Source organism: Sphaerisporangium sp. NPDC088356 (assembly GCF_040685555.1).
In the GTDB taxonomy this organism is placed as follows: domain Bacteria; phylum Actinomycetota; class Actinomycetes; order Streptosporangiales; family Streptosporangiaceae; genus Sphaerisporangium.
The window spans coordinates 24461-50221 of the sequence record NZ_JBFBIK010000018.1 but is presented as its reverse complement, the minus strand read 5'-3'; the positions used below and the strand labels follow the sequence as shown (position 1 = coordinate 50221).

At 69.5% G+C, this 25761-nt stretch carries 22 protein-coding genes, 1 other RNA gene and 2 pseudogenes; 14 read left to right on the top strand and 11 right to left on the bottom strand.

Annotated elements, in window-relative coordinates; all coding sequences use genetic code 11:
- Window positions 1-1104, top strand: a pseudogene (locus AB0O34_RS09890) (hypothetical protein); the annotation flags it as partial.
- Between the two features lie 322 nt (window positions 1105-1426).
- On the opposite strand, the gene AB0O34_RS09885 reads toward AB0O34_RS09890, so the two are convergent.
- Window positions 1427-2983 carry a PH domain-containing protein gene (locus AB0O34_RS09885; protein WP_363914609.1) on the bottom strand — a complete coding sequence of 519 codons (1557 nt, stop codon included), beginning with the start codon at window positions 2981-2983 and terminating at the stop codon, window positions 1427-1429.
- The gene (locus AB0O34_RS09880; RefSeq protein WP_363914607.1) at window positions 2980-3495 is read right to left on the bottom strand and encodes a PH domain-containing protein; all 516 of its coding nucleotides are present in this window, start codon (window positions 3493-3495) and stop codon (window positions 2980-2982) included. The genes AB0O34_RS09885 and AB0O34_RS09880 overlap by 4 nt, the downstream gene beginning before the upstream one ends.
- Window positions 3496-3789: 294 nt before the next feature.
- Here AB0O34_RS09880 and AB0O34_RS09875 point away from each other — a divergent pair, with 294 nt between their 5' ends.
- From AB0O34_RS09875 to AB0O34_RS09860, 4 genes and pseudogenes are all read left to right on the top strand, one after another.
- Window positions 3790-4767 (top strand): ATP-binding cassette domain-containing protein, encoded by a 978-nt coding sequence (locus AB0O34_RS09875; protein WP_363914605.1) that lies wholly within the window; start codon window positions 3790-3792, stop codon window positions 4765-4767.
- Window positions 4764-5570 (top strand): ABC transporter permease, encoded by an 807-nt coding sequence (locus AB0O34_RS09870; RefSeq protein ID WP_363914603.1) that lies wholly within the window; start codon window positions 4764-4766, stop codon window positions 5568-5570. Before AB0O34_RS09875 ends, AB0O34_RS09870 begins: the two co-directional genes overlap by 4 nt.
- 370 nt (window positions 5571-5940) lie before the next feature.
- Window positions 5941-6360 carry an IS200/IS605 family transposase gene (gene tnpA / locus AB0O34_RS09865; protein ID WP_363914677.1) on the top strand — a complete coding sequence of 140 codons (420 nt, stop codon included), beginning with the start codon at window positions 5941-5943 and terminating at the stop codon, window positions 6358-6360.
- A gap of 184 nt (window positions 6361-6544) precedes the next feature.
- Window positions 6545-8198: pseudogene (locus tag AB0O34_RS09860) on the top strand (IS1182 family transposase).
- Window positions 8199-8207: 9 nt separating this feature from the next.
- Here the strand turns inward: AB0O34_RS09860 and AB0O34_RS09855 are convergent.
- The gene (locus AB0O34_RS09855) at window positions 8208-8534 is read right to left on the bottom strand and encodes a winged helix-turn-helix domain-containing protein (protein ID WP_363914601.1); all 327 of its coding nucleotides are present in this window, start codon (window positions 8532-8534) and stop codon (window positions 8208-8210) included.
- A gap of 93 nt (window positions 8535-8627) precedes the next feature.
- On the opposite strand from AB0O34_RS09855, the gene AB0O34_RS09850 reads away from it, so the two are divergent.
- The 5 genes from AB0O34_RS09850 to AB0O34_RS09830 all read left to right on the top strand — a co-directional run bounded on the left by AB0O34_RS09850 (window position 8628) and on the right by AB0O34_RS09830 (window position 15304).
- Window positions 8628-9206 carry a YbhB/YbcL family Raf kinase inhibitor-like protein gene (locus tag AB0O34_RS09850; protein ID WP_363914599.1) on the top strand — a complete coding sequence of 193 codons (579 nt, stop codon included), beginning with the start codon at window positions 8628-8630 and terminating at the stop codon, window positions 9204-9206.
- 183 nt (window positions 9207-9389) lie between these two features.
- Window positions 9390-11402 (top strand): hypothetical protein, encoded by a 2013-nt coding sequence (locus tag AB0O34_RS09845; RefSeq protein WP_363914597.1) that lies wholly within the window; start codon window positions 9390-9392, stop codon window positions 11400-11402.
- A 132-nt stretch (window positions 11403-11534) separates the two neighbouring features.
- Window positions 11535-13760, top strand: a complete 2226-nt coding sequence (locus AB0O34_RS09840) for a SulP family inorganic anion transporter (RefSeq protein ID WP_363914595.1) — start codon at window positions 11535-11537, stop codon at window positions 13758-13760.
- A gap of 60 nt (window positions 13761-13820) precedes the next feature.
- Window positions 13821-14834, top strand: a complete 1014-nt coding sequence (locus tag AB0O34_RS09835) for an NAD-dependent epimerase/dehydratase family protein (RefSeq protein WP_363914593.1) — start codon at window positions 13821-13823, stop codon at window positions 14832-14834.
- A 245-nt stretch (window positions 14835-15079) separates the two neighbouring features.
- The gene (locus AB0O34_RS09830) at window positions 15080-15304 is read left to right on the top strand and encodes a cell division protein SepF (RefSeq protein ID WP_363914591.1); all 225 of its coding nucleotides are present in this window, start codon (window positions 15080-15082) and stop codon (window positions 15302-15304) included.
- Window positions 15305-15391: 87 nt separating this feature from the next.
- On the opposite strand, the gene AB0O34_RS09825 is transcribed toward AB0O34_RS09830, so the two are convergent.
- The 3 genes from AB0O34_RS09825 to AB0O34_RS09815 form a co-directional block, all read right to left on the bottom strand.
- Window positions 15392-16087, bottom strand: coding sequence for a hypothetical protein (locus tag AB0O34_RS09825; protein WP_363914589.1), 696 nt, complete (start codon window positions 16085-16087; stop codon window positions 15392-15394).
- Window positions 16088-16225: 138 nt separating this feature from the next.
- Entirely contained in the window at window positions 16226-16849 is a 624-nt protein-coding gene (locus AB0O34_RS09820) for a hypothetical protein (protein WP_363914587.1), read from the bottom strand.
- A gap of 590 nt (window positions 16850-17439) precedes the next feature.
- The gene (locus AB0O34_RS09815; protein ID WP_363914585.1) at window positions 17440-17805 is read right to left on the bottom strand and encodes a VOC family protein; all 366 of its coding nucleotides are present in this window, start codon (window positions 17803-17805) and stop codon (window positions 17440-17442) included.
- A gap of 306 nt (window positions 17806-18111) precedes the next feature.
- Here AB0O34_RS09815 and AB0O34_RS09810 point away from each other — a divergent pair, with 306 nt between their 5' ends.
- Window positions 18112-18849: an excalibur calcium-binding domain-containing protein gene (locus AB0O34_RS09810; RefSeq protein ID WP_363914583.1), complete on the top strand. Its 738-nt coding sequence runs from the start codon at window positions 18112-18114 to the stop codon at window positions 18847-18849.
- A 528-nt stretch (window positions 18850-19377) separates the two neighbouring features.
- Here the strand turns inward: AB0O34_RS09810 and AB0O34_RS09805 are convergent.
- A complete protein-coding gene (locus AB0O34_RS09805) occupies window positions 19378-20553 on the bottom strand; it encodes a DUF4041 domain-containing protein (protein ID WP_363914581.1) in 1176 nt (391 codons plus the stop codon).
- A gap of 898 nt (window positions 20554-21451) precedes the next feature.
- On the opposite strand from AB0O34_RS09805, the gene AB0O34_RS09800 reads away from it, so the two are divergent.
- The 3 genes from AB0O34_RS09800 to AB0O34_RS09790 are packed head-to-tail and all read left to right on the top strand — an operon-like array spanning window position 21452 to window position 22330.
- Complete coding sequence (locus AB0O34_RS09800; protein WP_363914579.1) at window positions 21452-21688, top strand: hypothetical protein; 237 nt, start codon at window positions 21452-21454, stop codon at window positions 21686-21688.
- Window positions 21685-22026 (top strand): hypothetical protein, encoded by a 342-nt coding sequence (locus tag AB0O34_RS09795; protein ID WP_363914577.1) that lies wholly within the window; start codon window positions 21685-21687, stop codon window positions 22024-22026. The genes AB0O34_RS09800 and AB0O34_RS09795 overlap by 4 nt, the downstream gene beginning before the upstream one ends.
- Window positions 21971-22330, top strand: coding sequence for a tyrosine-type recombinase/integrase (locus AB0O34_RS09790; protein ID WP_363914575.1), 360 nt, complete (start codon window positions 21971-21973; stop codon window positions 22328-22330). Before AB0O34_RS09795 ends, AB0O34_RS09790 begins: the two co-directional genes overlap by 56 nt.
- Before the next feature lie 77 nt (window positions 22331-22407).
- Here the strand turns inward: AB0O34_RS09790 and rnpB are convergent.
- From rnpB to AB0O34_RS09770, 4 genes are all read right to left on the bottom strand, one after another.
- An RNA gene (gene rnpB, locus AB0O34_RS09785) (RNase P RNA component class A) lies at window positions 22408-22803 on the bottom strand.
- A 127-nt stretch (window positions 22804-22930) separates the two neighbouring features.
- Window positions 22931-24163 (bottom strand): bifunctional RNase H/acid phosphatase, encoded by a 1233-nt coding sequence (locus AB0O34_RS09780; RefSeq protein WP_363914573.1) that lies wholly within the window; start codon window positions 24161-24163, stop codon window positions 22931-22933.
- Window positions 24160-24900 carry a C4-type zinc ribbon domain-containing protein gene (locus tag AB0O34_RS09775; protein WP_363914571.1) on the bottom strand — a complete coding sequence of 247 codons (741 nt, stop codon included), beginning with the start codon at window positions 24898-24900 and terminating at the stop codon, window positions 24160-24162. The genes AB0O34_RS09780 and AB0O34_RS09775 overlap by 4 nt, the downstream gene beginning before the upstream one ends.
- Window positions 24848-25741: a Nif3-like dinuclear metal center hexameric protein gene (locus AB0O34_RS09770; RefSeq protein WP_363914569.1), complete on the bottom strand. Its 894-nt coding sequence runs from the start codon at window positions 25739-25741 to the stop codon at window positions 24848-24850. The genes AB0O34_RS09775 and AB0O34_RS09770 overlap by 53 nt, the downstream gene beginning before the upstream one ends.
- Window positions 25742-25761 lie beyond the last annotated feature (20 nt).

The following is a 25761-nucleotide window of genomic DNA, read 5'->3' as shown; positions in this document are numbered from 1 at the left end:
CACCGCTCTCCCGAGCCCACGGCTCACCGCTCTCCCGAGCCCACGGCTCACCGCTCTCCCGAGCCCACGGCTCACCGCTCTGCCGAGACCACGGGTGACCATGCCGCCGAGCCGACCGCGGCCCTGCACTCCGAGCCCGCCGCTACCGCGGCGCCCGCTGCCCGTCCCGCCTCTGCCGTGGCCGCACCTCATTCGCCGTCTTCCACACCGGCCGATCCGGACGAGGTGGCCCTGAGGGCCGCCACCGGCGAGGTCGCCGAGGCCGGGCGAACGACCACGCCATCGACCATGCCATCGACCTCGCCGAGCACGGCCGACGCGCACGAGCCCGAGCCCGCCAAGGCACAGGCCCAGGCAGAGGCATCCGTAGTCCAGGCCACGGCGGCGCCCGCCCCCGCACTTGAGGTCCAGGCAGCGGAGGCTCCGGCGCACGAGCCCGCGACCGAGGCCGCTCCGGCTCCGGCTCCGGCTCCGGCTCCGGCGGCAGCCCAGCCGGAAGTCCAGGTCGTCAAGGCCCCCGTCGCGGAGCCTCAGGCCGAGGTGACGCGGGCACCGGCCGCCAAGCCCGCCGCTCAGGCCGCGCGGACCCCTGCGCCCGCGCCGGAGTCCCAGGTCACGCCCACTCCGGCGAGCGAATCCGGGTCCGCCTCCGGGACCGAGAACACGCCTGCTCGCCAGGCTCCCGTCACCTCCGGGACCGAGAACACGCCCGCCCGCCAGGCTCCCGGCGCCTCCTCGGACAGGAAGGCGGGACGGCCCGTGCCGGCGCCTCCCGTCGCACGTCCCGCCCCGGCCCCTTCCCCCAAGAAGGCTCCGGCCGCCGCCAAGAAGGCCGAGGAGACCGAAGAGGCACCGGTCGCCGTGCCCGCCGCCCGTACCAGCGGCGACATGGCGGACCGGCCCGCTGCGGCCACCGAGCCGGACAAGTCGGACCAGCCCGACAAGCCTGAGAAGCCCGAGAAGGAAGTCAAGGCCGCCGAGCCGCCGGCCGTTCCTCCGCAGGCGCCGAAGCCGGCACGACCGGCACGCAAGGGGGGGCGGGGCCGCCGTGCCTCGGTCCCGACCTGGGACGAGATCATGTTCGGCGCCCGCCGCCAGGACTAACGGACCCTGCGGCGCCGCCCGCCCTGGCCGCCCACCGAGGGGCGTTGCGGCCAGGTCCGAACCGGATCATCATCCGCCCGCGAGATCATCCACAGCCGTCCCTGGACGGATGATCACGCGGGCGGACCCGTCCGACGAACAAGGACCCCGTTACGGCCGTATCAAGGCGATCGCCCACCAGCACCGCCTCAACCGACGAGCAACGGTGCGTCCCTGGGGAACGGCCTCAATCCATAGCGCGTGCCGTGTCAATGACCGGTGACGAAGGGCGCGAACCACCCAAGGCGACTCCGGCACGGCCCCGCTCCACAGCACGGTTGTGTCAGCTGCCGGCGATGAAGGGGGCGAGCCACTCGGGGGTGACTTCGGCGGCGAAGCGGACGCCTTGGTCCTCGCCCGTGTCGATCGCCGCGTAGCCGCCGCTGCCCGCGCCCACACCGGCGATCACGGTCAGCACTCCCGAGCGCCGCTGGAACCAGGTCTGGCGGACCGTCCAGCCCACCACGGCCCGGCGCTCCACCACCGCCTGCGACCGGGGCAGGGAGCCCGACCGTACCGACAGCCGCGCGCCGTCGTAGGCGTGACCGAGGGAGCGGTAGCGGTCGAGCCCGAGGGGAACGCCGAGGGCGGCCACGACCAGCGCGAGCACGCCGATCCAGGGCCAGCCGAGCAGGACGGCCGCGACGGCGACGGCGACCCCCGGGGCGACGGCGCGGAACAGCCGCCTCTGCCGTGCCTGCGGAGGATGGGGCCGTAGCCCTGCATCCAACGGGCCGATCGCCTCGGCGGCCACCTTCATGGCGAAGTCTCGCGGTACGACCGGCAGCAACTGTCCCCTCGTACGCGAGTCGCCGAGGCCGGTGACGATCGCCCACAACCGCGCCACCCGCGCCCGGCGTTCCAGGAGACCCTGGGCGATCTCGTAGCCCCGGATCCTGCGGTGCTCCAGTGCCACGCTGCGCCGTGTGACCAGCCCGCGCTCGGCGACGAGGGAGGAGCCGCGGCGCCGGAGCGTGAAGTTCCAGTTGAACACGGCGTACATGACGCCGCCCGCCACCGGCATGGCCATCACCAGCAGGAGCCCGGCCAGGACGAGCAGGATCGGCCGGTTCCACAGCCACTCGCCCACGGTGATGGCGACCCGTTCGCTGAGGCCGAACTCGCTGCCCCACTGGAACGCCAGGCCGATGGCACCACCCAGCAGGGCGAACGGCGTGAGCAGGAACGCGCCGGACAGTGGCCCGTACAGGAGCCAGTACCAGGGCACCCGTACGTAGACCCGCTCGTCCACGGCGGTGGAGGTGGGCGTACGCGCGCCGGAGGACGCGGACCCGGCTCCCGCCGTCTCGGCGTGCTCCTCGTGACGGGCGTCCTGGCTGCGGCGCAGGAGGATGTGGCGCAACCGCTCGGCCTCGGGGAGCGGAACGCCGTCGAGCTCGCCTTCCTGCTTGGCGCCGCCGCTCGCTCCGGTGTCGATGCGGATGACGGCCAGGTTGAACAGCCGGTGGAGGGGCGGCGTCGTGACGTCCACGCCCCTGATGCGTTCGAGGGGGATGGTCCTGACCGAACGGCTGACCAGCGATCGGGTGAGCTCCAGCCGGTCACCCACGATCTGGAAGGTGAACGTGGCCCAGCGCACGGCGGCGTACCCCACCGAGCCGACGATCGCCAGCATCGCCCAGAAGAACGACGACGGCGAGAAGCCTCCCACGAACAGCACACCCACCAGGGGCAGGAGCAGCGAGGGCAGCATGCGCACCGGGTCGATCAGCAGCACGAGCGGGCTGAGCCGTGACGGCGCGACCGCCACCGCCCCGCTCCCCCACACGCCGGGCGGCCCTGCCCCCGGCTCTGCGGGGGCGCCGGAGTCCTCGGTCATGTCGCGTCGTCCCTGAGCTCGTGGGCCCGGTGGGCGAGGTCCTCGGCCAGACGGGCGGCCACGCCGACGTCCAGCCCCTTGATGGAGGAGGATCCGGCGTACGAGGCGGTGCGGATCTCCACCGTGGCGAGGCCCAAAAGGCGCTCGAACCAGCCCTGCTCCTTGTCGACCGTCTGGATGCGGCTGACGGGGATGAAGACCCACTGCCGGCTGAACCATCCCGAGCGCGCGTAGACGACGTCTCCCGAGAGCTCCCACCGGTGGACGGCATAGCGCCACAGCGGCTCGATGACCACGAACGGAAGCTCCACGACGGCTATCACCCCCGGCAGCCACCAGATGTTCCCGGAGAGCCAGGAGGGCACCCACGACCAGCCGGAACCGTCGATCCACGAAGCCACCAGAGCGGCCCCTCCGACGAGCAGGAGGAAACCGATCAGCGCCTCCAGCAGCCACAGTGTGATCGCGCGGCGCGATACCCGGTTGGCGGGGTCACGCAGGGGAGCAGGCACGCCACCAGCCTAACTAGATCGCCACCCCAGCAGCACCGCGACCGTCCTCCAGCCCGACCCGACCCGGGACCGGCATATCCCTGTTCCCGCCACCAGGGAGCACCCCCTGGGATTCGGGGCGGAATCGCGTGTCCATCAGGGGCGGGTGCCCGCTGTCAGCGGTTTGTCAGCCGCCGGGCGGGGCCCGGGACGTCAGCTCAGAGAAATGTCAGTGCGGTAGGCCAGACTCGGAGTCAGTCACTCGGACCGCGAGCCGAGCGTGACCCCCAGCCCGTTGACTGAGGAGTTGAAGCTATGCGATATGCGGTCCAGGCTGAAGGTTTGGTGAAGCACTACGGCGAGACGCGCGCCCTCGATGGTGTGGATCTCGTCGTTCCAGAGGGGCGCCTGCTCGGAGTTCTCGGGCCGAACGGCGCGGGCAAGACCACCGCCGTTCGCATCCTCGCCACCCTGCTGCGGCCCGACAGCGGCCACGCCAAGGTGGGCGATTTCGACGTCGTCAAGGACGCCCACAGGGTGCGCTCGCTGATCGGCCTCACCGGGCAGTACGCCGCGGTCGACGAGACGCTGACCGGCGTCGAGAACCTCGTGATGATCGGCCGGTTACTCGGCCTGTCCCGCCCCGACTCCAGGCGGCGGGCGAGCGAGCTGCTGTCGCGGTTCGACCTGACCGACGCCGGAGGCCGGGCTGCCAAGACCTTCTCCGGCGGCATGCGCCGCCGGCTCGACCTCGCGGCGAGCCTGGTCGGGCGGCCCCAGGTCCTGTTCCTCGACGAGCCGACCACAGGTCTCGACCCGCGCAGCCGCACCGACCTTTGGGACGTCGTGCGCGGCCTGATGGCCGACGGCGTCACCGTCCTCCTCACCACGCAGTATCTCCAGGAGGCCGACGAGCTGGCCGACGACATCGTGGTGTTCGACCACGGCCGGGTCATCGCCTCGGGCACCTCCGACGAGCTGAAGGCCACCACGGGCGCCCAGGTGCTCCAGGTCCGGCCCATGCACGCCCACCACCTCGATCTGGTGGCCGACGTCATCACCGACATCATCGGCGACCGCCCCGACCTGACCGGCGGCCAGGCCACGGTCAACATCAAGGACCCCACGGTGGTCCCCGCGATCGTTCGCCGCCTCGACGACCTCGGGGTGGTGGCGGCCGAGCTGAGCCTGCGCAAGTCCAGCCTCGACGAGGTGTTCCTGGCCCTCACCGGTCACCGCGCCGAAGACCAGACCTCCGCGGAGACCAAGGAGAAGGAGGAGGTGCCCGCATGACGACGCTCACCGCCCCCGTGCCGGCCATCCCGGGCCGCATCGGCCCCGCCACCGCGCTGCGGCACACCATGACGCTCGCCTGGCGGAGCCTGGTGCAGATCAAGCACAACCCGATGGAGCTGCTCGACCTGTCGGTGCAGCCCATCATGTTCCTGCTGCTGTTCACCTACGTGTTCGGCGGCGCGATCTCCGGGTCCACCACCGACTACCTGCAGTTCTCGCTGCCCGGCCTGGTCGTGCAGAACATGCTGTTCGCGACGCTGACGACCGCGATCGGGCTGAGCACCGACATCACCAAGGGCGTGTTCGACCGGCTGCGCAGCCTGCCGATCGCCCGCTCGGCGCCGCTCGCCGGACGCATCGTGGCCGACACGCTAAAGCAGGTGTGGGCCTTCGCCCTGTTCGTCGGCCTCGGCGCCGTGCTCGGCTTCCGGATCCACACCGGAGTGGCCGGGGTGGTGGGCGCGCTCGCGCTGCTGCTGGCGTTCGCCCTGGCGATGTCCTGGCTGTCGGTGCTCATCGGCCTGGTCGCCTCCGAGCCCGAGAAGGTGCAGATCATCGCGTTCTCGGTGATGATGCCGCTGACCTTCACCTCCAACGCCTTCGTTCCGACCAACACGTTGCCCGGGTGGCTGCAGAAATGGGTGGACGTCAACCCGGTCACCCACCTGGCCGACGCCGTCCGCGGCCTGCTCAGCGGGGGTCCGGTCGCCAGCCACGCGACGATCTCGCTGATCTGGGCCCTCGGCATCGCGCTCGTCTTCGCCCCCCTGTCCCTGCGCGCCTTCCGCTCCCGCGGCTGACGCGCCGGCCCGGCCGGGGGGCGGGCCACCCTGCGGCGAGGATGACGAACCCGCCGCCCTGGCCGACGATCGAACTCCCCCCGGCGAGGAGCGTGGGTCCCGTCGTCCGGCCGGGGGTCAGACTGTGGCGAGGGGGGCGATTTCGCCCTCTCCAGCACATCCCTGGCCTCCTGCCACCTGTACGGCCGTCGGCGACGAGCCGTTCGAAGCGGTGGGCGTCGACCTGATCCGGAGATATAACCAGTCGTTGACATCCTCCCCGGCGTGAACGCCGGGGACTCCCCCACGTCGCCGTGGGGTTCTTACTGCTTCTGCTACGCCGCTTGCGGGTCGTAGGTTTCGGGCGGTGCCAGGATCGGAGTTGCCTCACCTGGTCTTACCTGCCCTCGGCAGTCGGCGTGGCAGACACGTGATTTCCGCTATGCACGTCCATCTGGTCTTTGTGACGAAATACCGGAAGGACGTGTTCGACGACGCGATGCTGCGCCGCTGCGAACAGATCATGATCGAGGTGTGCGACAGCTTCGAGGCCGAACTCACACAGTTCAACGGCGAACACGACCACGTCCACCTGCGGGTCCACTACCCGCCCAAGGTCGCGATCTCCAAGCTGGTCAACTCGCTGAAAGGAGTGTCCTCGCACTACCTGCGCAAAGAGTTCACCGGCCGCGTCAACCAGGCCATCATGCACGGCCACTTGTGGTCCCCGTCATACCTCGCAGCCTCCTGCGGCGGCGCACCACTCACGATCATCAAGGCCTACATCGAACAACAACGCCGACCCACCTGACCACCCAGCAGGACCGAGACGCGCTACACGCTCGGGCCTGCCCCGCCTCCATCGGGCCATCCCCTGAAGGGGACCGCATTCATCCCCGCCCTGAAGGACTCCGTTGGCGAACCTGGTTGATCGTTCCTGGCGACTCTGATTAGGGTCTGCGCAAGATCCGATTTGGGGTGGAAGGGCGAGAAGCGTGTCCATGCGTCCGGAGTCGTTCATGGAGATTCCCGAGGCGACCCGGAAGGTGGCAACAGGCGCGTTTCCCAAGGGCAACATGTGCATGCGGCTCCGGGACGTGCTCGGGACGATCTTCAGCGACGATGATTTTGCCGACCTGTTTCCTGGTGACGGGCGACCCGCCGAGTCACCCGCCCGGGTGGCTCTCGCGCTGGTGTCGCAGTACGCTGAAGGGTTGTCAGACCGTCAGGCCACCGATGCGGTTCGCGGCCGGCTGGACTGGAAATACGCACTGGGCCTGGAGTTGGAAGACGCCGGGTTCGACTTCTCGGTGTTCAGCGAGTTCCGAGACCGTGTGATCGTCGGCTCCGCCGAGGAGCGGATTTTGGAACTGCTGCTGGAACGTGCGTGGCAGGCTCGGCTGTTGCGCGCGGGTGGTCGCGCGCGTACCGACTCCACTCACGTGCTGTCGGCCGCTCGGACGTTGAACCGGCTGGAGTTGGTGGTCGAAGCGGTGCGTGCGGCCTTGAACGCGCTGGCGGCGGCGCCGTCCTGGCTTGCCCCGCTGATCAGCCAGGAGTGGTGTGAGCGGTATGACCAGCGCGCTGACTCCTTACCGGCTGCCCAAGGGGGAACAGGCCCGCGTGGAGCATGCGACCATCGTGGGTCAGGACGGATATGCGCTGCTTGAAGCCATCTACCACCGCGACGCGCCGTCGTGGCTCTATCAGATCGAGGCCGTGCAGACCCTGCGTAGATGCTGGATCCAGCAGTACTACCGTGACCACACCGGGGTGCGGCTGCGCGAGCAGAAAGATATGCCGGCCGGTCGCCACCGGCTGGCCAGCCCGTATGACACCGACGCTCGCTACGCGGTCAAGCGCGGCAGTGGCTGGACCGGCTACAAGGTGCATCTGACCGAGACGTGTGAGCCGTATCGGCCACACCTGGTCACGCATGTGGCGACCACACCCGCTCCGGTGGACGACAGCGAGGTCACCGCGCTGGTTCACCAGGGCTTGGAACGGCGGGGAATGCTGCCCGACGAGCACGCCGTCGACAGTGCGTATGTCAGCGCCGAGCAGCTGGTGACCGCACGGGACCGGTTCGGGATCGACATCCTCGGCCCGGTCTCGGCCGACACCAGCTGGCAGACCAAGGATGCCGACGCGTTCCAGACCACGGATTTCCACGTCGACTGGGATGAGGAGAAGGTCATCTGCCCGCAGGGGCATGCCAGTTTGTCTATGGCGGCCCAGCGCAGCCGGACCGGGCTCCCGGTCATCAAGGTGAACTTCTCTCATGTGCACTGCACTCCATGCCCGGTCCGTGCCCGGTGCACCAAATCGGCGACAGCCTCCCGCAAACTCACGCTCCGGCCGCGCGAACAGCACGAGGCGCTCGCGCACGCGCGAGCCATCCAGCAAAGCCAGGACTGGCAACGCCGCTATCAGGTTCGCGCCGGTGTCGAAGGGACGATCTCGCAAGCGGTCCGCGGACACGGTCAGCGCCGGTCCCGCTACATCGGACTGGCCAAAACTCATCTGCAGAGCGTGTTGACCGCCACGGCGATCAACTTAGTCCGTCTCGACGCGTGGCTGACCGGGACGCCCCTGGGTCGGACTCGGACCTCACACTTCAGCGGGTTACGGCAGGCCATCACCGCATAACAACGCGTATTAGCCAACGGAGTCCTGAAGGACGGGGCCTTCTGCGGCTTTCCGGTAACCTGACGTCTCCGCGGCCACCAGATCGCGGCCCAGAGTCGCGCGGAGCCGGGAGACGAGAGCCTGCAGCGCGTTGCCGACTCCGCTCGGTGGTTCGGTCTCCCACACCCCCGAGACCAGGGTAGCGAAAGGCACCGTTCGTCCGGGGCTGAGCAGCAGTAGCGCGAGAAGCGCTCGCAGCCTCCGGCCGCCGATCGCGAGCCGCCCGCCGGCGTGACGGACTTCCAGCGGGCCGAGCACGCCGAAGCTCACGCGCGTGTCCGACTTCGCGCCATCCATGCCTCGATTGTGGCCGATTAACGGACTTCCCGGCGCCGCTCATTCGGGCGATGGGGTCAGCGCACCCCTCAGATCCGCGTAGCATCAGCGGGCATGGGGCAGCCGAGAAAGTCCGTGCGCGTAGGGCGCAGGGGACGCAGCGGACGTATCGCTGTGATCGCGGCGGTCGTCGCGGCGGCGTCGGCCGGCTGCGGGATCGTGGGCGCCGGTTCACCGGCCGAGAGGTCGCTGGACGGGCTCAGCGTCTCCAGCCCTCGGTTCCGCGACGAGGCGCCCCTCCCGGCCGAGTACTCCTGCACGGGCAAGGTCGGGAACCCGCCCCTGAGGTGGTCGGGTGTGCCGCAGAAGGCGACCCAGTCGATCGCCTTGGTGGTCGACGCGAACAACGCGCAAGGAGCGGCGGAGGTGCACTGGGTGCTGTTCGACATCAACCCGCTCACCACCGAGCTCGCGCAGAACAGCGTGCCAAGAGGCGCGCTGCAGGGCCTCACGTCGAGCGGCAAGGTGGGCTACTCGCCCCCGTGCCGCCCCGATGACACCTATCGTTTCAGTGTCTACGCGCTCGACGCCAAGATCGAACGCAAGGAGGGCGCCGCCCTCCGCGAGACGCTGGAGGACATCGCCCGGCACACGATCGCTCGGGGACGTCTCTCGGCGGCCCACATCGAGTGACATGCTGAGCACCAGAGGTAGTTATGGATACCAGTTCTTCTCGTAGGGTGTGACAACGGTCATAGTGGTCGGACAGAATCAGATGCAATCCCGGAGCGCAGGTGGTCAACGGGGGAAGGTCGCGTCGATGGCCGCGCGATCTCACCAGCGCCACTGGAAGGCCATGGCCATGAAGGTGGTGCAATGATCGCGGTCATTTTTGGCCTCGTCGCCGTCGTGCTCCTCGTCCTTGTGGTCGTGGCACTCGGCATGCGGTCGATGAACCGCCGGGAGAGCAACCTGCCTCCTGAGCGGCTGCGCAAGATGGCCGAGCAGGCTGACGACCCGAACGCCAAGCGTCCCGGGCGTCCCGCCGAGGAGACGTTCTTCGAGAGCTTCCCCGAGGGTTTCGACGCCTTCCAGGAGCCCGAGCGGGCGACCGCACGCCTGCGCCCGGGCAACGGAAGGCCCGCCTCCCGTCCCGCCGGGCGCCCCGGCGGGCGTCCCGCTCCCCGTGGCAAGCAGGCCGCCTCCAACCGTGGCCGCCGCGGCGTCGACGAGTGGGGCGAGGCAGACGACTACGACGACGACTACTGGAGCCGCGTCCGCGCCGACGACGGCGCCTTCGGCGGCACCATCGCGGCTCGCATGGGACAGAGCCGCCCCGACGTCTCCTCGCCGTCCAACTCCGTGCCCTCTCCCGCCAAGGCCGCCTCCCCCAAGGACGCCAAGGACGCCAAGGAGAAGGAAGGCGTCGACGCGAACGCCGCCACCGTCCAAGCGCCCCTTCCCACCCGGCCGGCCGGCCTCGCCGACCTGGTGGAACCCTCGCGGAACACCACCCCCTCCGCCGCGGCGGCGTCCGAGCGCACCGTCACCTTCTCCGCCCCCATCCCCCAGACGCCCGCCGCCGACGTGCTCGGCGCGATAGGCACCCCGCAGCCGTCCTCCCGCAGCCGCCGCGGCTCCCGGCCCGACCCGGCCGACCCGCTCGGCGTGGCCGACTCGCGCGCCAAGCCCCGCCGCCGCTCCGACGCGGGCAACGACCCCGCGCGCACCGCCCCCGGCCGTGGCGCCGACTCCCGGCGCACCGACACCAGGCGCGGCTCCGGCAGGAACGCCGAGCCAGGGCGTGCCGACACCGGGCGCGCCGCCACCCCCGCACGGCCCGACCCGGTCCGCGCCGACGCCTCCCGTGCCGTCACGGGCCCGTTCAACGCGGGCCGTCCCGCCGCTGGAGCGTCGCACGACCCGCTGTCGGGCCCCCTGAACACCGGCCCGCTCGCAGCGGCCCCGCACCCGACAGGCTCGCTGGCGAACGATCCGCTGACCAGCGGCGCCCTTTCCAGCGGCGCCCTCTCCGGTGGCCCGGCGCCCAAGAGCCCGCGCTCCGGCGGTTCCCGTCCGGCCGGCCCCCTGGACTCCTCTCACGGCGCGACCGGTCCCTTCGACGCGGGCCGCTCCTCGACCGGCTCGTACGAGACGCCGCGCGCCACGGGCGGTTCGCGCGGCAGCGGGTCCTTCCCGCCCGCCGCGTCGTACGACCCTCTCGGCACCGGCCCGGCGGCTCCCGGGGCGACCGGCGACTTCCCTGCCGGGGGCTCCTGGCCGGCGCAGCCCGCCTACCCGGCGGCCGGCTCCTACGACATCCTCGACGAGCCGACCCCGGCGTCCGGATCCTCCAAGGAGACGTGGAAGACGGCCGACTACCAACTGCCCACCTACGACGGGTACGCGTCCCGTGACGGCTACACGGCCGCCCCGTCCGCGCCCTCCCCCTCGCCCGCGCCTTCGTACGAGGTGCGCCCGGGCTGGGCCACGATCGACGACTCCGACTCGGTGAACGGGACGACTCCCGCGGCCGGGCTGCCCACGGGGCCGTCCCGCGCGGTCTCGGCGTACGAGACGCCCACCGGGCGCGACCTGCCGTCCTCGGGCGACGACTCTCCCGCCGGGTCCGGTCAGGGGTACGGCGGCTACGACGCCGAGCGCTACGCGACGCCGGGCGCGCCGTCGCCCGCCTGGCCTCAGCCGGCTCAGAACACCGGCGGAAGCTGGCCCTCCTACGGCGAGCTCTACGGAAGCGGCGCGAACGGCGGCCTCGGGGCCGACCAGCCGACGCAGACCACCCAGTCCACGCAGTCGTCGCAGGCGTCGCCCTCGCGCGGCGGCCACCGCCGGCCCGCCGATACGGACTATCCCGACTACTACCGCTGATCGATCAGTGTTGTCCCGTCATATATAAAACGCGGCGGCCAAAGGCTTAATCAAACGGCCGTCGCGTCGTATGGTCACCTCATGACTGGGGACACGCAACGTAGCCATTCCAGGACAGAGCGTATTTCCTCGGTGCTCAGGCACGACCTACCGGCCTCGCTGGTGGTCTTCCTGGTCGCCGTGCCCCTCTCGCTCGGCATAGCGGTTACCTGCGGGGCGCCGCTGATCGCGGGCCTCATAGCGGCCGTGATCGGTGGCCTGGTGGCCGGGCCGCTCGGCGGGTCGGTCGTCCAGGTCAGCGGCCCCGCGGCCGGGCTCGCCCTCGTCGTGGGCGAGCTCGTGCGGACGTACGGCTGGCGCGCCACCTGCATGATCACTCTGGCCGCCGGAGTCCTGCAGCTCGTGCTGGGCGCGTTCAAGGTGGCGAGGACGGCGCTCGCCGTCTCTCCGGCGGTGGTCCACGGCATGCTCGCCGGGGTCGGCGTGGTCATCGCCCTGTCCCAGCTGCATGTGGTGCTCGGTGGGCAGCCGGAGAAGTCCGCCGTGGAGAACCTCGTCCAGCTGCCCGACCAGATCGTGCACAACCACAGCCACGCCGTGGCGGTCGGCGTGCTGACCATCACGGTGCTGCTGCTGTGGCCTCGCCTGCCGCGCCTGAACGTCTTGCCCGCTCCGCTCGCGGCGCTGGCCATCGCCGCGGCGACCGCCGGGGTGTTCGGCTGGGACATCGCCCGGGCCGACCTGTCCAAGGGCTTCAGCGAGTGGGCGGCGCCGGCCATGCCGATCGGTGACTGGCACGGCATCGCCGGCGCCGTGCTGCTGGTCGCGCTGCTGGCCGGCGTCGAGTCCCTGCTGTGCTCGGTGGCGGCCGACCGGCTGCACGACGGCCCGCGCGCCGACCTCGACCGCGAGCTGACCGGGCAGGGCATGGCCAACCTGGTGTCGGGAGCCCTCGGCGGCCTGCCGGTCGCCGGAGTGATCGTCCGTACGACGACCAACATCAAGGCCGGGGCGCGCAGCCGGTGGTCCACCGTCCTGCACGGGGTGTGGGTGCTGCTGTTCGCGGTCTGCTTCGGCTGGACGGTCACGCTGATCCCGATGGAGGCCCTCGCGGCCCTGCTCGTCTTCATCGGCATCCGCATGGTCAACCTCGGCACGATGCGCGGCCTGCACGGGCAGGGCGAGCTGCCGGTCTACATCCTCACCCTGGGCGCCGTCGTGGTGATAGGGCTCGCCGAGGGGGTGCTGATCGGCCTCGGCCTCGCCGCGCTGTCCGCTCTGCGCCGTCTGACCAGGGTGTCGGTCCAGGTGCGCCTGGAGCCGGACGACCGCTGGCACGTCGTGGTGACCGGCTCGCTCACCTTCGTGGGCGTGCCGCGCCTCACCGGCAACCTGCGGGCGATCCCGGCGGGTGCCGCGGTCGACCTCGATCTCAACGTCGACTTCATGGACAACGCCGCCTTCGAGGCGCTGCACGGCTGGCGCCTGGAGCACGAGCGCATGGGCGGCACGATCACCATCGACGAGATCCACGACGAGTGGTACACCTCGGCGGCCGGCGGCACACGCGTCTCCACGGCGAAGACGCCGCCACGGGCACCCGACCGCTGGTGGCTCCCCCGGGCCTACCGGCGAGGCGGGCCTCTGTCCAGCATCCCGGTCCGCCACGGCGGCGTCTGGGTGCCCTCGCGGGCCGGGCGGAGCAGCCCCGCCGAGCGCGCGGACGCCGTGCCCGACCTGCTGGCCGGCGCCCTCGACTTCCAGCGGAGCACGGCGCCCCTGGTGCAACCGTTCCTCAACCGCATGGCACGCAGGCAGGAGCCCTCGCACCTGTTCATCACCTGTGCCGACTCCCGCGTGGTGCCCAACCTGATCACCGCGAGCGGCCCCGGCGACCTGTTCACGGTGCGCAACGTCGGCAACCTCGTGCCGAGGCACGGCGCCTCTCCCTCGGACGACTCCCTCGTGGCGGCCATCGAGTACGCCACCACCGCTCTCGACGTCCGCACCATCACGGTCTGCGGGCACTCCGGATGCGGGGCGATGGCGGCCGTGCTGAGCGCCGGGGAGAAGACCGGCGGGCTGCCCGGGCTGAGACGCTGGCTGCGCCACGGCGACCACACGCTCGCGCGTTACGTCATGTCCGACAGCACCGGCGAGGACGAGGGGCCGCTCGACAGGCTGTGCCGCGTCAACGTGGCCCAGCAGCTCGAGAACCTCCGCACGTACCCCTCGGTGGCCCATCTGGAGGCGTCGGGGCGGTTGCAGCTGGTCGGCCTCTACTTCGACATCGGGACCGCGCGCGTGCACGTTCTCAACAGTGAAGGCTTCACCCCGGTGGCGAGCGTCCGCTCCTAGCGGATTCGCTGACCGTGAAAGCCCTCGGCGCGAGGCGGCCACGGGTCGAGAGTGGTCGCCATGAGAATTCTCGTGATCGGCGGTTCGGTGTTCCTCGGCAGGGCCATCGTGGAAGAGGCCCTGCGGCAGGGGCATGACGTCACCACATTCAACAGGGGCAGGTCCGGTGAGGATCTCCCCGGGGTGACGGCCGTCCGCGGTGACCGTGAGGTCGCCGCGGACCTCGAAGCGCTCGCCGCGGGTGGCGAGTGGGACGCCGTCGTCGACGTGTGCGGCTTCACCCCCAGGGTCGTCGCCGACTCCGCTCGCGCCCTGTCGGGACACGCCGCGACCTACGCGTTCATCTCGTCCATCTCCGCCGTCTCCGACTGGCCGGCCAAGCGCGTCGACGAGTCCGCTCCCCGGTGGGAGTGCTCGCCCGACGCCGGTCCGGAGGACGGCGACTACGGCGTCCTGAAGGCCGGCTGCGAGCGCGCCGTGGAGCACTACTTCGACGGCAACGCCCTGATCATCCAGCCGGGGCTGATCCTCGGCCCCTGGGAGAACGTCGGCCGCCTTCCCGCCTGGCTGCGGCGCATGTCCCGTGGCGGCCGGGTCGTGGCCCCCGGCGACCCCGCGCTCCCCATGCAGCTCATCGACGCCCGCGACCTCGCGATCTTCACCCTCGACCAGGCGGCCAAGGGGGTCGACGACCGCTTCCTGACGACGGGGCCAGCCGGCAACACCACCTTCGGCCGGTGGCTCACCGACTGCGCCGAGGTCACCGGCGCGAACCCCGACCTGGTCTGGATCGACGACCGGTTCCTGGTCGACCACAAGGTCGAGCCGTGGACCGAGCTTCCTCTCTGGACGCAGCCGACCCCCGATGAGGTGGGCGTCTGGGAGGTCTCCACCGCGAAGGCCGCCTCGGCGGGGCTGCGGTGCCGCCCGGTCACCGAGACCGTGCGTGACACGTGGGACTGGCTGAAAGATCGTGATCACGCCGAGCTGGAGCGCCGCCTCCCCTCCTGGCAGCGGCACGGCCTCGCGCCCGACAAGGAGGCCCTGATCCTCAGCGAGTGGGACGCCCGCTGACCTCGTCCTCGCACGGCTTGTCGCGAGGGCCGTCGTGAGCGGAGGCGCGCCGATGAAGGACTAGTGCGTCGGAAGCCCCGGCGCGTAGTCATTAGCCCTCTTCGGGGGGTTTTGGACCGTACGCGCACTACGGGTGTTCTACCGGTGTTAGCGTCTGCTCCGTGGCACACCCCCCGGGGACCGCTGGTCCCGACGAGCGCCGGTTCAAGAGGACCACTGCGGGCCCTCCGCCCGATATGACGCTGTTGAAGACCCTGCGCCCGCAGGACTACAACGAGGTCCTTTATGTGGGCCACTTCTTCCGCAAGGGCCTGCCCGTGGTCATGGACCTCACCGGCCTGTCGGACGCGGATGCCAAGCCGCTCCTCGACTTCGCGGCGGGGCTGGTCTTCGGGCGCCGCGGCGACATGGACCGCATCGCACCCAAGGTCTTCCTGCTGGTTCCCTCCGGCGTGGTGGTCAACGCCTGAGGCGGACCTTTCGCCGGAAACGGCGGTGCCGTACCCGGAAGCGTCCCGGATACGGCACCTGCGGTCACGCCGGAGTCCCGGCCGCTCTCACAGTGGCGGGGTGACGTCGACGAAGGCCGTGCAGTTGGCCGGCCAAAGGGCGTTCGGAGTGGCCGTGCACGTCGTCTCGGCGACCTGGCCGGTCTTGGCCCGTACCGTGACGAGCAACTGGCTGGGTGCCGGGGCCACCAGCAGGGAGACACCCGTCGTGCTCTTGGCGGACGGCTTCGCCAGGGTCAACGCCGGAGCAGCTGCCGCCGCGGTATACGGGAGCGCTGACAGGGTGACGCCCGTGACGTTGCCGGGGTAGCCCGCCAGCGAGGAGATGTCGTGCCAGAACGGGTTCGGCGCGATCGACGTGGGGTCCCGGACCAGGGTCGCACCATTGGGCTGGGTCTCCGCGATGTACCTTATGGGCCCGGTCGTCACGCCCACCGGTGTGACCAGCGCCGACTCGACGCCGTCGATCCGGCCCCGGGGCCCGGGAGGACCGGCGGGGCAGCCGTTCTTCTTGTCACCGCTCCGGTCGTCGTGATCGCATCTCATGGTGGTCTTCCACCAGAGGCCGGTGGCGGCCTGAGCGACGCCGATCGCCGCCCGATGCCCGGAAACGCTCTTCCCCTCCGCGCTGACGCCGGCCATCGCCGGGCTCGACAGCGCGACGAGGCCGCCGGCGACCGCGGTCGCGACCGCCAGGGTCCACGCGGTCTTGGCTGCGGCCGGACCCTTTTCCCGAGGAGTCACTCGGTTCCCCCTATCACTTTGAATTCCCTTCAGGCCTGACAGACGGTCGGGCGGAAGGTGTCGCGATGGCTCGCGGCGCCGCACCCGGGACACCCCCGGGTACGGCACTCGCGGTCACTCCAAAGGCCTTGGTCAGGCCTAGAGCGGTGGCGTGAAGTTGACGAAAGCGCCGCAGATGCCGGGCCACGTCGCGTTCACGGTGACGAGACAGGTCGTCTGGACCACGTGGCCGGTCAAGCTCCGCAGCGTGATGTGCAGGGCGTTGGTCGTCGGGACGGCCGTCAGGCTGATGTCCGTCACGTTGCCGGGGAAGCCAGACAGCGTGGTCAGGTCGTGCCAGACCGGGTTAGCTGCGACCGACGTGGGGTCCCGAACGAAGACCGTGCCGTTGCCCTGAGCGAGTCCGATGTACTTGACGGGGCCGAGCGCACCGGTCGGTGTGGCCAGTGCCGAGTCGATGCCGTCACCGCGCCCCCGAGGCCCGGGAGGACCAAGAGGGCCGGGATTGCACTTCTTGGAGCACTTGCTCTTGCCGTCCTCATCGTCGTCATCGCCGACCGGCTTCCGCTGGCTGGTGACGGCGCCGGCGGGAGCGTGGTTGGCGTCGTACGACACCTGGTGTCCGGGGACGCTCCGCGCTTCCGTGCCGGCATGGGCCATCGCCGGGCACGAAAGTGCGACGAAGCCGCCGGTGATCGCCGTCGCGACCGCCAGAGTCCACGCGGGCTTACCTATAAAAGAGCCTTTTTCCCGAGGAATCACTCGGTTCCCCCATATCGCTTGAATTCCGATGAATCGGACTTTCTTCATGCCGCCATGACGGCACTGCTACCAGGGAATACCCATTCAGCGAACCCATGACGCAGCACTGAAGTAGCGATAGAGAAAACAGAAGGCACAATAAACAAAAGAAAGCCGCGGTCTCGAGACTTCACGCCATTCGCGGCCGCTCTTTCGCCGGGAACCACCCGCTATCAAGGCCTTCGGCGTTTTTCCCGCTATAAATAGCGATCAACCGGTCATCTCACCCACCGGTCTCGGCGGCTCACCACAAACACCGATGTACCCACCGACCGACCGCCAAGCCACTCTATCCCCATCGGCTCTACGTCTTTTCCATATGCCTGCCAATATCGCATCGATCACCAGGACCCAGACCTTACGGGCAGTCCCCTCCAACACTCCAGGTTCTCGCCACCGAGAAAACCGCGTCGTGAATGCGGGAATCGCGGTACGACGCTTCAACGGACCGGATCGACGAGCGGGGGTAACATCCCGGGCGGTTCACGTCCGCGACCGAGGCGTACAAGGGGATCAGCGTCCCCCATGGACGACTATGAGCCCTCCGGACACTATGCGCCGTGGAGGCAGAACTCGTTGCCCTCGGGGTCGGCTAGCACGACCCAGTGCTCCTCGGTGGCGACTACGCGCGCGCCGAGGTCGATCAGCCGCTTCAGCTCCGCGTCGAGATCGTCGCATGCCAGGTCGAGATGGAGCCGGTTCTTGACGGTCTTGGGTTCTGGAACCAGCTGGAAGAAGAAACGCGGCGTGACCCCCGGCCGGGCCTCTACCAGCACCGTCGGATCGTCTTCTGGGTCATCGATCCCCTCGCTTCGCAGCCGCTCCAGCTCGGCCTCGTCATACGGAGCGACCTCGTAACCGTCCAGGACGGCCGCCCAGAACCGCGCGACCGCCGCGGGGTGCCGGCAATCGACCACGACATCCTTGATCCGCGCCATAACGCCATAGTGCTGCAAACGATTCCGAACTCGCTACCTATTAGCCGTAGGGTCACCCGCCAACGTACGAGGTGTCCGCTCTCAAGACACATCGACTATCTGGAGCGCCTATTCGCAGGACGAGACCACGCTGAGACGGAACATGCCGCCTTGTATATCCGACAATCCGTTCATCTGGCACGGGGTGCAAGCAGCGGCTGGACGCGCGGAGATGTCCCACCCCTGCCAACCATGTCTCACCGCGAGCCGTCTTCCATAAGTCCGCCCCCCATGCGAGGAGCCACTTTGCGCGTCCGATCTCTACTCTCCACCGCCGCCCTGGCCGGCGGCCTGCTCGTGTCCCCAGCGACCATCCAGGCCGCTGATGCCGCCGTCGTTCCGAAGGGCGTGCTGTCGGCAAAGGTCAAGAAGGTGGTCGACGGGAACACCGTCGACGTCACCTACAAGAACAGGACGCTGCGGGTTCGCCTGCTGGAGGTGAACACCCCCAAGAAGGGCCAGTGCTGGTACAAGGCCGCCATCGCCCGCACTGCGGCCCTGCTCCCGGTGGGCGAGGTCACATACCTGCTGCGTGACGAGCAGTTGAAGGACCCGAGCGGGCGTTACCTGTTCTACGTCTGGAACCAGGCGGGCACGTTCGTGAACCGGAACCTGGTCCGTTACGGGTACGGCAAGGCGCTGCTGGTCGCGCCGAACGACCGGTTCATCAAGACGATCCGAACCGACCAGGCGAAGGCGAAGGCGGACCGGTTGCAGGTGTGGTCGGGCCGCTGTGACACCGGGTCCACCCCCACCCCCACCCCCACGCCGAAACCGACACCCAAGCCGACACCCAAGCCGACGCCCAAGCCGACGCCCAAGCCGACACCGGAGCCGACACCTCCGCCGTCAGGGAACGACCCGAGGTTCAAGACCTGCGCGGAGGCCAACAAGAACGGGTACGGCCCGTACCGGCGAAACGTTGACCCTGAGTACAACTGGTACCAGGACCGCGACGGAGACGGCATCGTCTGCGAACGGTAGCCGTCCAACGCGAAGAAGCCCCGCTCGCTCTCAATTTGGGACACGGGCGGGGCTTCTGCTTCACATTCCTTCGTCCGTGGATCGGGGTCATCAGCACGCACTCGGCATCGAGCTTGTCCTGACGAACCTCAACCCGGGGGGCACTCGATCACCCACCATGAGCGAAATGAATCCGGCTATGCGGACGGCATTTGCCCTGACTGGCTGACACGAGTCGACTTGCCGCGGCGGCTGGGCCGGTGAACCGGCTGGGGCCGCTGGGCGTCGCCGTCATCCGCGGGCGTTACCGCGGATGTGCCCCTCCCCATGAGTTGCGGGGCTTCCGGTGCTGGTGGGAGAGATGCGAGCGGGCGAGTCGGCCTTTAGGCCGGGTTCTAATCCGGCCTGCTCGTGACCTGCACGCCGATCAGCGACATGCCGTCTGACCTGCGGAACACTGCCGTCCTTTGACATTGTTCTCCGCCGCCTTCTAACGCCATGTGCCCCCAATGTGCCCACGGGGCACGCCGACCAGGCGCGCGATTCGGCTCAGCCCGCCGCCGCCTTGACGTGAACCGACTGGTGCCATTCCAGGGCCTCGGGAGTGTCCCGGTACTCCAGAAGGTGCTGGCCCGCGATCTTCTCCAGCAGGTCCCTGACGTCGGCGGGCGTTGCGTGGAAGAACTCCCGGCGAAGGTTGACCTTGTTGACGCGCCGGTCGTTCAACGCGGCGTGCAGCCGCCCCTCAAGCCCGACCGCGTCGTCACTGAAGATCAGCGCGTGGGTATCGAACTTGAACGGCACCGAGGCGTCGCCCAGCTCCCGGACACGGTCCTCGGGTTCCAGACGGCGGGTCATGCCGATCTTGACGACGTCCTCGCCGAACGCGCCGATGTTGGAGATCACATACACATAGCCGGCCCGGACGTTGGCCTCGCGCGCCTCGACGTCGCTGACCGCCGCGCCGATCTCCTCCAGCTTCGCCTTGAGCTCATCCGCCCCCGCCTCATCCCCCTTGGCCAGCAGCTTCGACAGCGCGGAGCGGTAATGGGACTCCTCCTTGCGGAGCCTGGCCTTCTCCCGCTCGAACTCCCGCCGCGCGGCCTCCTCCTCACGCTGCTGCTCCCGCTGGGCACGGGTGCGCTCCTTCTCCTCCTCCTGCTTGGCCAGGTAGTCGGCGGTCAGCTCCAGTTCGTAGACCCGCAACCGGTGGTAGTCACCGCTGACGTGGATGCTCATCGTCTTGCCGAGCTTGACGATCATCTCCACCGCCTTCTCCAGGCGGTCGACCGCCGACTGCAGCTTGTACGGGCGCATCGTGCGCACGCAGTTGTCGGCCTCGGCGTTGTAAGCACGCAGCATCAGCTTGGAGAAGTCACGCACCATCCGGCGCCCCTCGGCCGCCGACCCGTTGACCTGCCAGCCGGTGGAACCCAGCACCGCCTTGCCGTCCTTGGACAAGTCCTTGATGCGCGCCTTGACCTGCGCCAGCCGCTCCTTGTAGGCCACCGCGTCACTCAACGGGTGCCGGTACTCATAGACACCGGCCTCCTGCAACAGCACGGTCTCCTCGGTCTGTACGATCAACCGCTCGACCTCGCGCAGACGCCGCGTGGCATCAGCGACAGCCGTCTGCAGTCCCTGATGCTCGGCATGCAGCGCCTCGGTCATCGCGGAGACGCGCACGGCGTCCATGCCACCCAGCCGCTCGACCCACGCGCGCAACTCGGCGTTCTCTGCCTCCAGCTTCTTCTTGCCGCTGAATAGCCCCCCACCGCTGCGCTCTGGTACCGCTGGAGCGGGAGCAGGCTGCGGCTGAACCGGAGGCGCAGAAGGCGGGGGCGACGGCTGTACAGGAACCCAGAACTCCCAGTCCGGCGGCGCCGGAGGCCATGACGGATACGGCTGCCATCCCTCCGGCGGCCGCCAGCCCACAGGAGGAACCGGCCATCCGGGAGGCGAATTGAACCGGTACTCCATCGTCACGCCCTCCTCGACCATGTGCCCGTCGCGACACATGCCACAAGAAGACAGCCACCTCGGCTCATTGGTTTACAACAACCTCAATAATTCGCAGGGACGCCTGCCAACGGCAGACCCCAGACACAGGGGGCAAATAAGGGTCTCTCCCACTCCTGACCGATGGGGACTAACGACCGCCCAGGTCAGGATCGGCCAGAGCCCTACGGCAATTAAAGGTCGCAACAGCACCAAGCGAATTCGGCTACGAATTAGCCTCCCCGGTTACGCACTGCATCAGGCCGACCGATTGGCCCGCGATCTAGCTGCCATCCCTCCCCCACCGCTACGGACGACGGACCGTCCTCGAATCCCTACCCCCCACACGAGGCGAGGGGCCGCGTCTCCGCCACAGAGATCACCATTGAGACGATGCTCACGGCAGTGGAGCAACTCCGTCCACAGCAGTACCTTGACGGCTTCGCCGAGCGGCACCAGCCGTTGACTCTGCTGTGGGCGATCGGGCGGGCGAGAAACGACAAGAACCGCTAGCGCCTTGGCCCGAGGCCGAGATGGAGATCGGGCGCCTCATCGACGAGTTCGGGCATCCGGGCGATGCCCGTAACCCCTACCTTCCTTTCCTGGCACTCAATGGCACTGCTCTATGGGAGTTGAGCGCCCCTCCACCTCCCAAAGGTCCGGAACCTCGACGACCTACGAAGGGCACCTGAAGAACCACATCAACCCGGTGTTCGGCCTGGTCCCCCTGATCTCCATACGGCCCACTTCGGTGCCGAAGTGGGTGAAGGACCTGCACGTGAAAGGCCTGGCCCCGCGTACGGTCGAGACCATCTATGTGATCTCTCCAGCATCATGCGCGGAGCCGTACGGGACGGCATGATCCGCCGCTCCCCCTGCGTCGACATCCGCCTGCCGGAGCCGGACATGACCACGATCCGGCTCCTCTCCCCCACCGAGGTGCTCGTGCTCTACCGGGCCATGCGGCCCGACTACGCGCCGCTGATCCTCCTGGGCGCCGCGGCCGGTCTCCGGCAGGGAGAAGCATTCGGCCTGGCCGTCGACCGGATCGACTTCGCCGATGGCATCCTGACGGTAAATCAGCAGGTCCTGGTGATCGATCGGCGTCCGACGCTGGCTCCGCCGAAGACGAAAGCTTCTGTCCGTGACGGCCGTTCTCGCTCGTGCGCTGGCCGAGTACATCGACGGGCACAAGCCTGAGGACGTGCTCTTTCGGACGGCGCGCGGGAACCTGATCCGGCGCGACTACTTCAACGCCGATGTCCTGAAGCCCGCGATCTTCCCAGCGGGAGTGCCGGTGGACATGACGTTCCACGATCTTCGACACACCTTCGCCAGTACGGCGCTCGCCGAGGGTGTGCCCATCTCCGAGGTGTCCCGGTGGCTCGGGCACGAGTCCATCACCACCACCGTGGATCTCTACGGGCACCTGGTCCCGGAGGCGTCGGAGCGGGCTCGCACGGCCCTGGACCACGCCTTCGCCGCGGCGGGCGAGCTCACCTGAATGTGCCCCCATTGTGCCCTCCGGCCGCTTCGATCTTGCCCGATCACGGCTTCACCGCAGGTCAGAGGAGGACAGGGCGGACGAGTCGGCCTGTAGGCCGGGTTTTGTCCTTTGCTTGCGCAAAGGGGCGACCATCCATCTAGGACCGCCGTTGCCGGCGGCCTCAAGCGGTCTACCCGCGCGACTCGGGCGGGTCACCCTCGAACGCCGCGCGCGGGATCCTCCGGGGAGGATCCCTTCTTGACCTTGCTCCAGGTGGGGTTTACCAAGCCGCCCACGTCACCGTGGGCGCTGGTGGTCTCTTACACCACCGTTTCACCCTTACCTCCCCCTATCGGGGAGGCGGTCTGTTTTCTGTGGCACTGTCCCGCGGGTCACCCCGGGTCGGCGTTACCGACCACCTTGCCCTGTGGAGCCCGGACCTTCCTCGGCGGGGCTTCGAGAAGCCCCAACGCGGTCGCCCGGCCGACTCGTCCGCTGTATCTCCAGTCTAACGGATCACAAGTCGCCTTTAATCCAGCGGCAAGCCTCACCAGGTCTGATAGGAGGCGTACGGCGGCGGCCCGTCCCCCCGAGGCCGCCGTCGTGCACCACTTGAGATCAGCGAAGGTGCGCTGTGTCGTTGAGCGATGTGACCAGTTCCGGCCCGTCGGGGAAGTAGTCGACCGACGACAGGGACGCTACATCGAGGTGCATGCGGTAGAGCGCGGCCGGGGGCGCCAGCAGCGCGAAGCGCAGGAACAGCTTGATCGGCGTCACGTGCGAGACGACCAGCACGGTCTTGCCCCTGTATTCGAGCAGCAGCCTGCCCCTGGCCTCTTCGACCCGCAGTGCCGCCTGCTCGAAGCTCTCACCGCCGGGCGGGGCCACGGACGGGTCGGCGAGCCAGTCGGCCAGCTCCTCCGGCCAGCGGCGCTGGATCTCGGTGAACGTGTGGCCTTCCCATTCGCCGAAGTCGACCTCGCGCAGCCCGTCGTCGACGGCGGTTTTGAGCCCCGTGAGTGAGGCGACGGCCTCACCCGTCTGGCGGGCACGCCGGAGCGGGGAGGTGACGATCACGTCGATCTCGTACGGCTTGCGGGACAGCCGGGCGGCGGCAGCCTCGGCCTGGGCGATGCCCTTGGGGGTCAGCTCGGGATCGCCGGTGCCGGAGAACCGGCGCTCGACCGAGAACGCGGTCTCGCCGTGGCGAAGGAGCAGTAACGAGGTGGCCGTCCTGGCCGGTCCCATCCAGCCGCTACCTCGCTGCGGCTCGGTGCGGAGCGGCGTCCCATCGGACGGCTTCGCCTCGGAGGAGGACGCAAAGGAGGCCGAGGAGGTGGGAGCGGTGAGAGCATCTGTGGAGGTGGGGCCGAGGTCGAAGACGGCTTCGTCGGCCGTGGTGGGGGAAGCCGGTGGCGGGAGGGGGGTGCCCTGCCATCTCGTGCCTCTGGCGGCGGCGTCCATGGCCTCGTTGGCGAGGCGGTCGGCGTCGCGGTTGCGCTCTCGCGGGATCCACTTCCAGCTCACGCGAAGGCGCCGCGCGAGGTCGGCCGCTTCCAGCGCGAGCGGGCGCAGCCCTTCGTTTTTGATCTTCCAGCGGCCGGCCATCTGCTCGATGACCAGCTTGGAGTCCATGCGCACCTCGACCGTGGCGCCGTCGCCGGCGAGGGCGAGCACCGACCGCAGGCCGGCGATCAGGCCCTGGTACTCGGCGACGTTGTTGGTCGCGACCCCGAGCGAGTCGGCCGCCTCGGCCAGCACCTGCCCATCGGGGTCCTTGACGACGGCGCCGTATCCGGCGGGGCCTGGGTTGCCCCGGGAGCCGCCGTCGGCCTCGATGACGAGCTTCACAGGCCCGACTCGGGGGTGCGGACAAGGATCCTGCGGCACTCCTCGCAGCGGACCACCTCGTCCGCGGCGGCGGCCCTGATGCGGTTGAGGTCGGCGATCGAGAGGGAGACCTTGCAGCCCTGGCACCGCCCGCCCTGCAGCATGGCCGCGCCGACGCCGTACTGCCCGCGCAGCTTCTCGTACAGGGCGAGCAGGTCGGCGGGGATGTCGGCGGTGATGCCGCCGCGCCTGCCCTTGGCCTCCCCGCTCTCCTTGTCGAGGGCGCCGAGCGCGATGTCGCGCTTCTCCTCCAGCGTGGAAAGGCCGGCGCCGATCTCGGCGCGCTCGGCCGACAGGCGCGCGGCCTGGGCCTCCGCCGCCTCCCGGCGCTCCATGATCTCCAGCACCACGTCCTCCAGGTCGCCCTGGCGGCGGTGGAGCGAGGTGATCTCGGACTGGAGGTTGGACAGATCCTTCGGAGAGGAGACCTGGCCGGAGTCGAGGCGCTTCTGGTCGCGCTCGGCGCGCACCCGCACCGCGTCGACGTCGGACTCGGCCTTGGCCTGCTCCCTCGCCAGGTCGCTGGTCTCGGTCTCCGCCGCGATCACTTCGGTCGCGAGGCGGGCCAGCTTGGCCGAACGCTCGTCGATCTCGGCGAGCTCGGGCAGCGTGCGGCGGCGATGCGCCAGCCGGTCGAGGACGGCGTCAAGCTCGGCCAGCTCGAGCAGACGCTTCTGTGCTTCCGGGGCTGCTTTCACTTAATTCCTCGCACTGTGCTGTTGTCGTCCAGGCGTCCGTGACCGTCTCGGAGACGCGCGTCTCAACATTAATCCCCCTGGCGGCCAACCCTGACGCGAGAAGCTCCGCGGCCTGGGGCAGCCAGGGCCATTCTGTGGCCCAGTGGGCCGCGTCGATCAGTGCCGGACCGCCCGAGAACGCTCCGGACTGCATGAACTCGCTGGCCGGGTGGTGCCTGAGGTCGGCGGTCAGGAAGACGTCGGCGGCGCGGGCCGTGCCGAGGAGGGAATCTCCGGCACCGCCGCTGACGGCGACCGTGCGCACCAGGCGGGACGGGTCGCCGGCGACCCGCAGGCCCCACGCGGTGCGCGGGAGCCCCCGGGCGGCCTGGGAGGCGAAGTCCTGGAGCGTCAGGGCCTCCCGCAGCTCGCCGACGCGGCCGAGGCCGCGGCCCGGGTCGTCCGGCGAGGGCCGCAGGGGGCGCAGCTCTCCGGCGAGCCCGACAGCCCTGGCCAGAGCGTCGGAGACGCCGGGGTTGGCCACGTCGGCGTTGGTGTGCGCGGTGTAGAGGGCGATGTCGTGCTTGATCAACCGGTGGATCAGCGCGCCCTTGGCCGTGTCGGCGGCCACGGTGGTCGTACCCCGCAGGTAGAGAGGGTGGTGGGTGACGATCAGGTCGGCTCCCCAGGCCATCGCCTCGTCGGCGACGCTCGCCACCGGATCGACCGCAAACAGGATCTTGCCTACGGGTTGCGCCGGATCTCCGCAAACCAGGCCCACAGCGTCCCAGGTCTCCGCCCAAGCGGGGTCATACGTCGATTCAAGTTCCGCGATGATCGCGGACAACGCCGTTGGGGACACGTGCGCAGACTATCGCCACG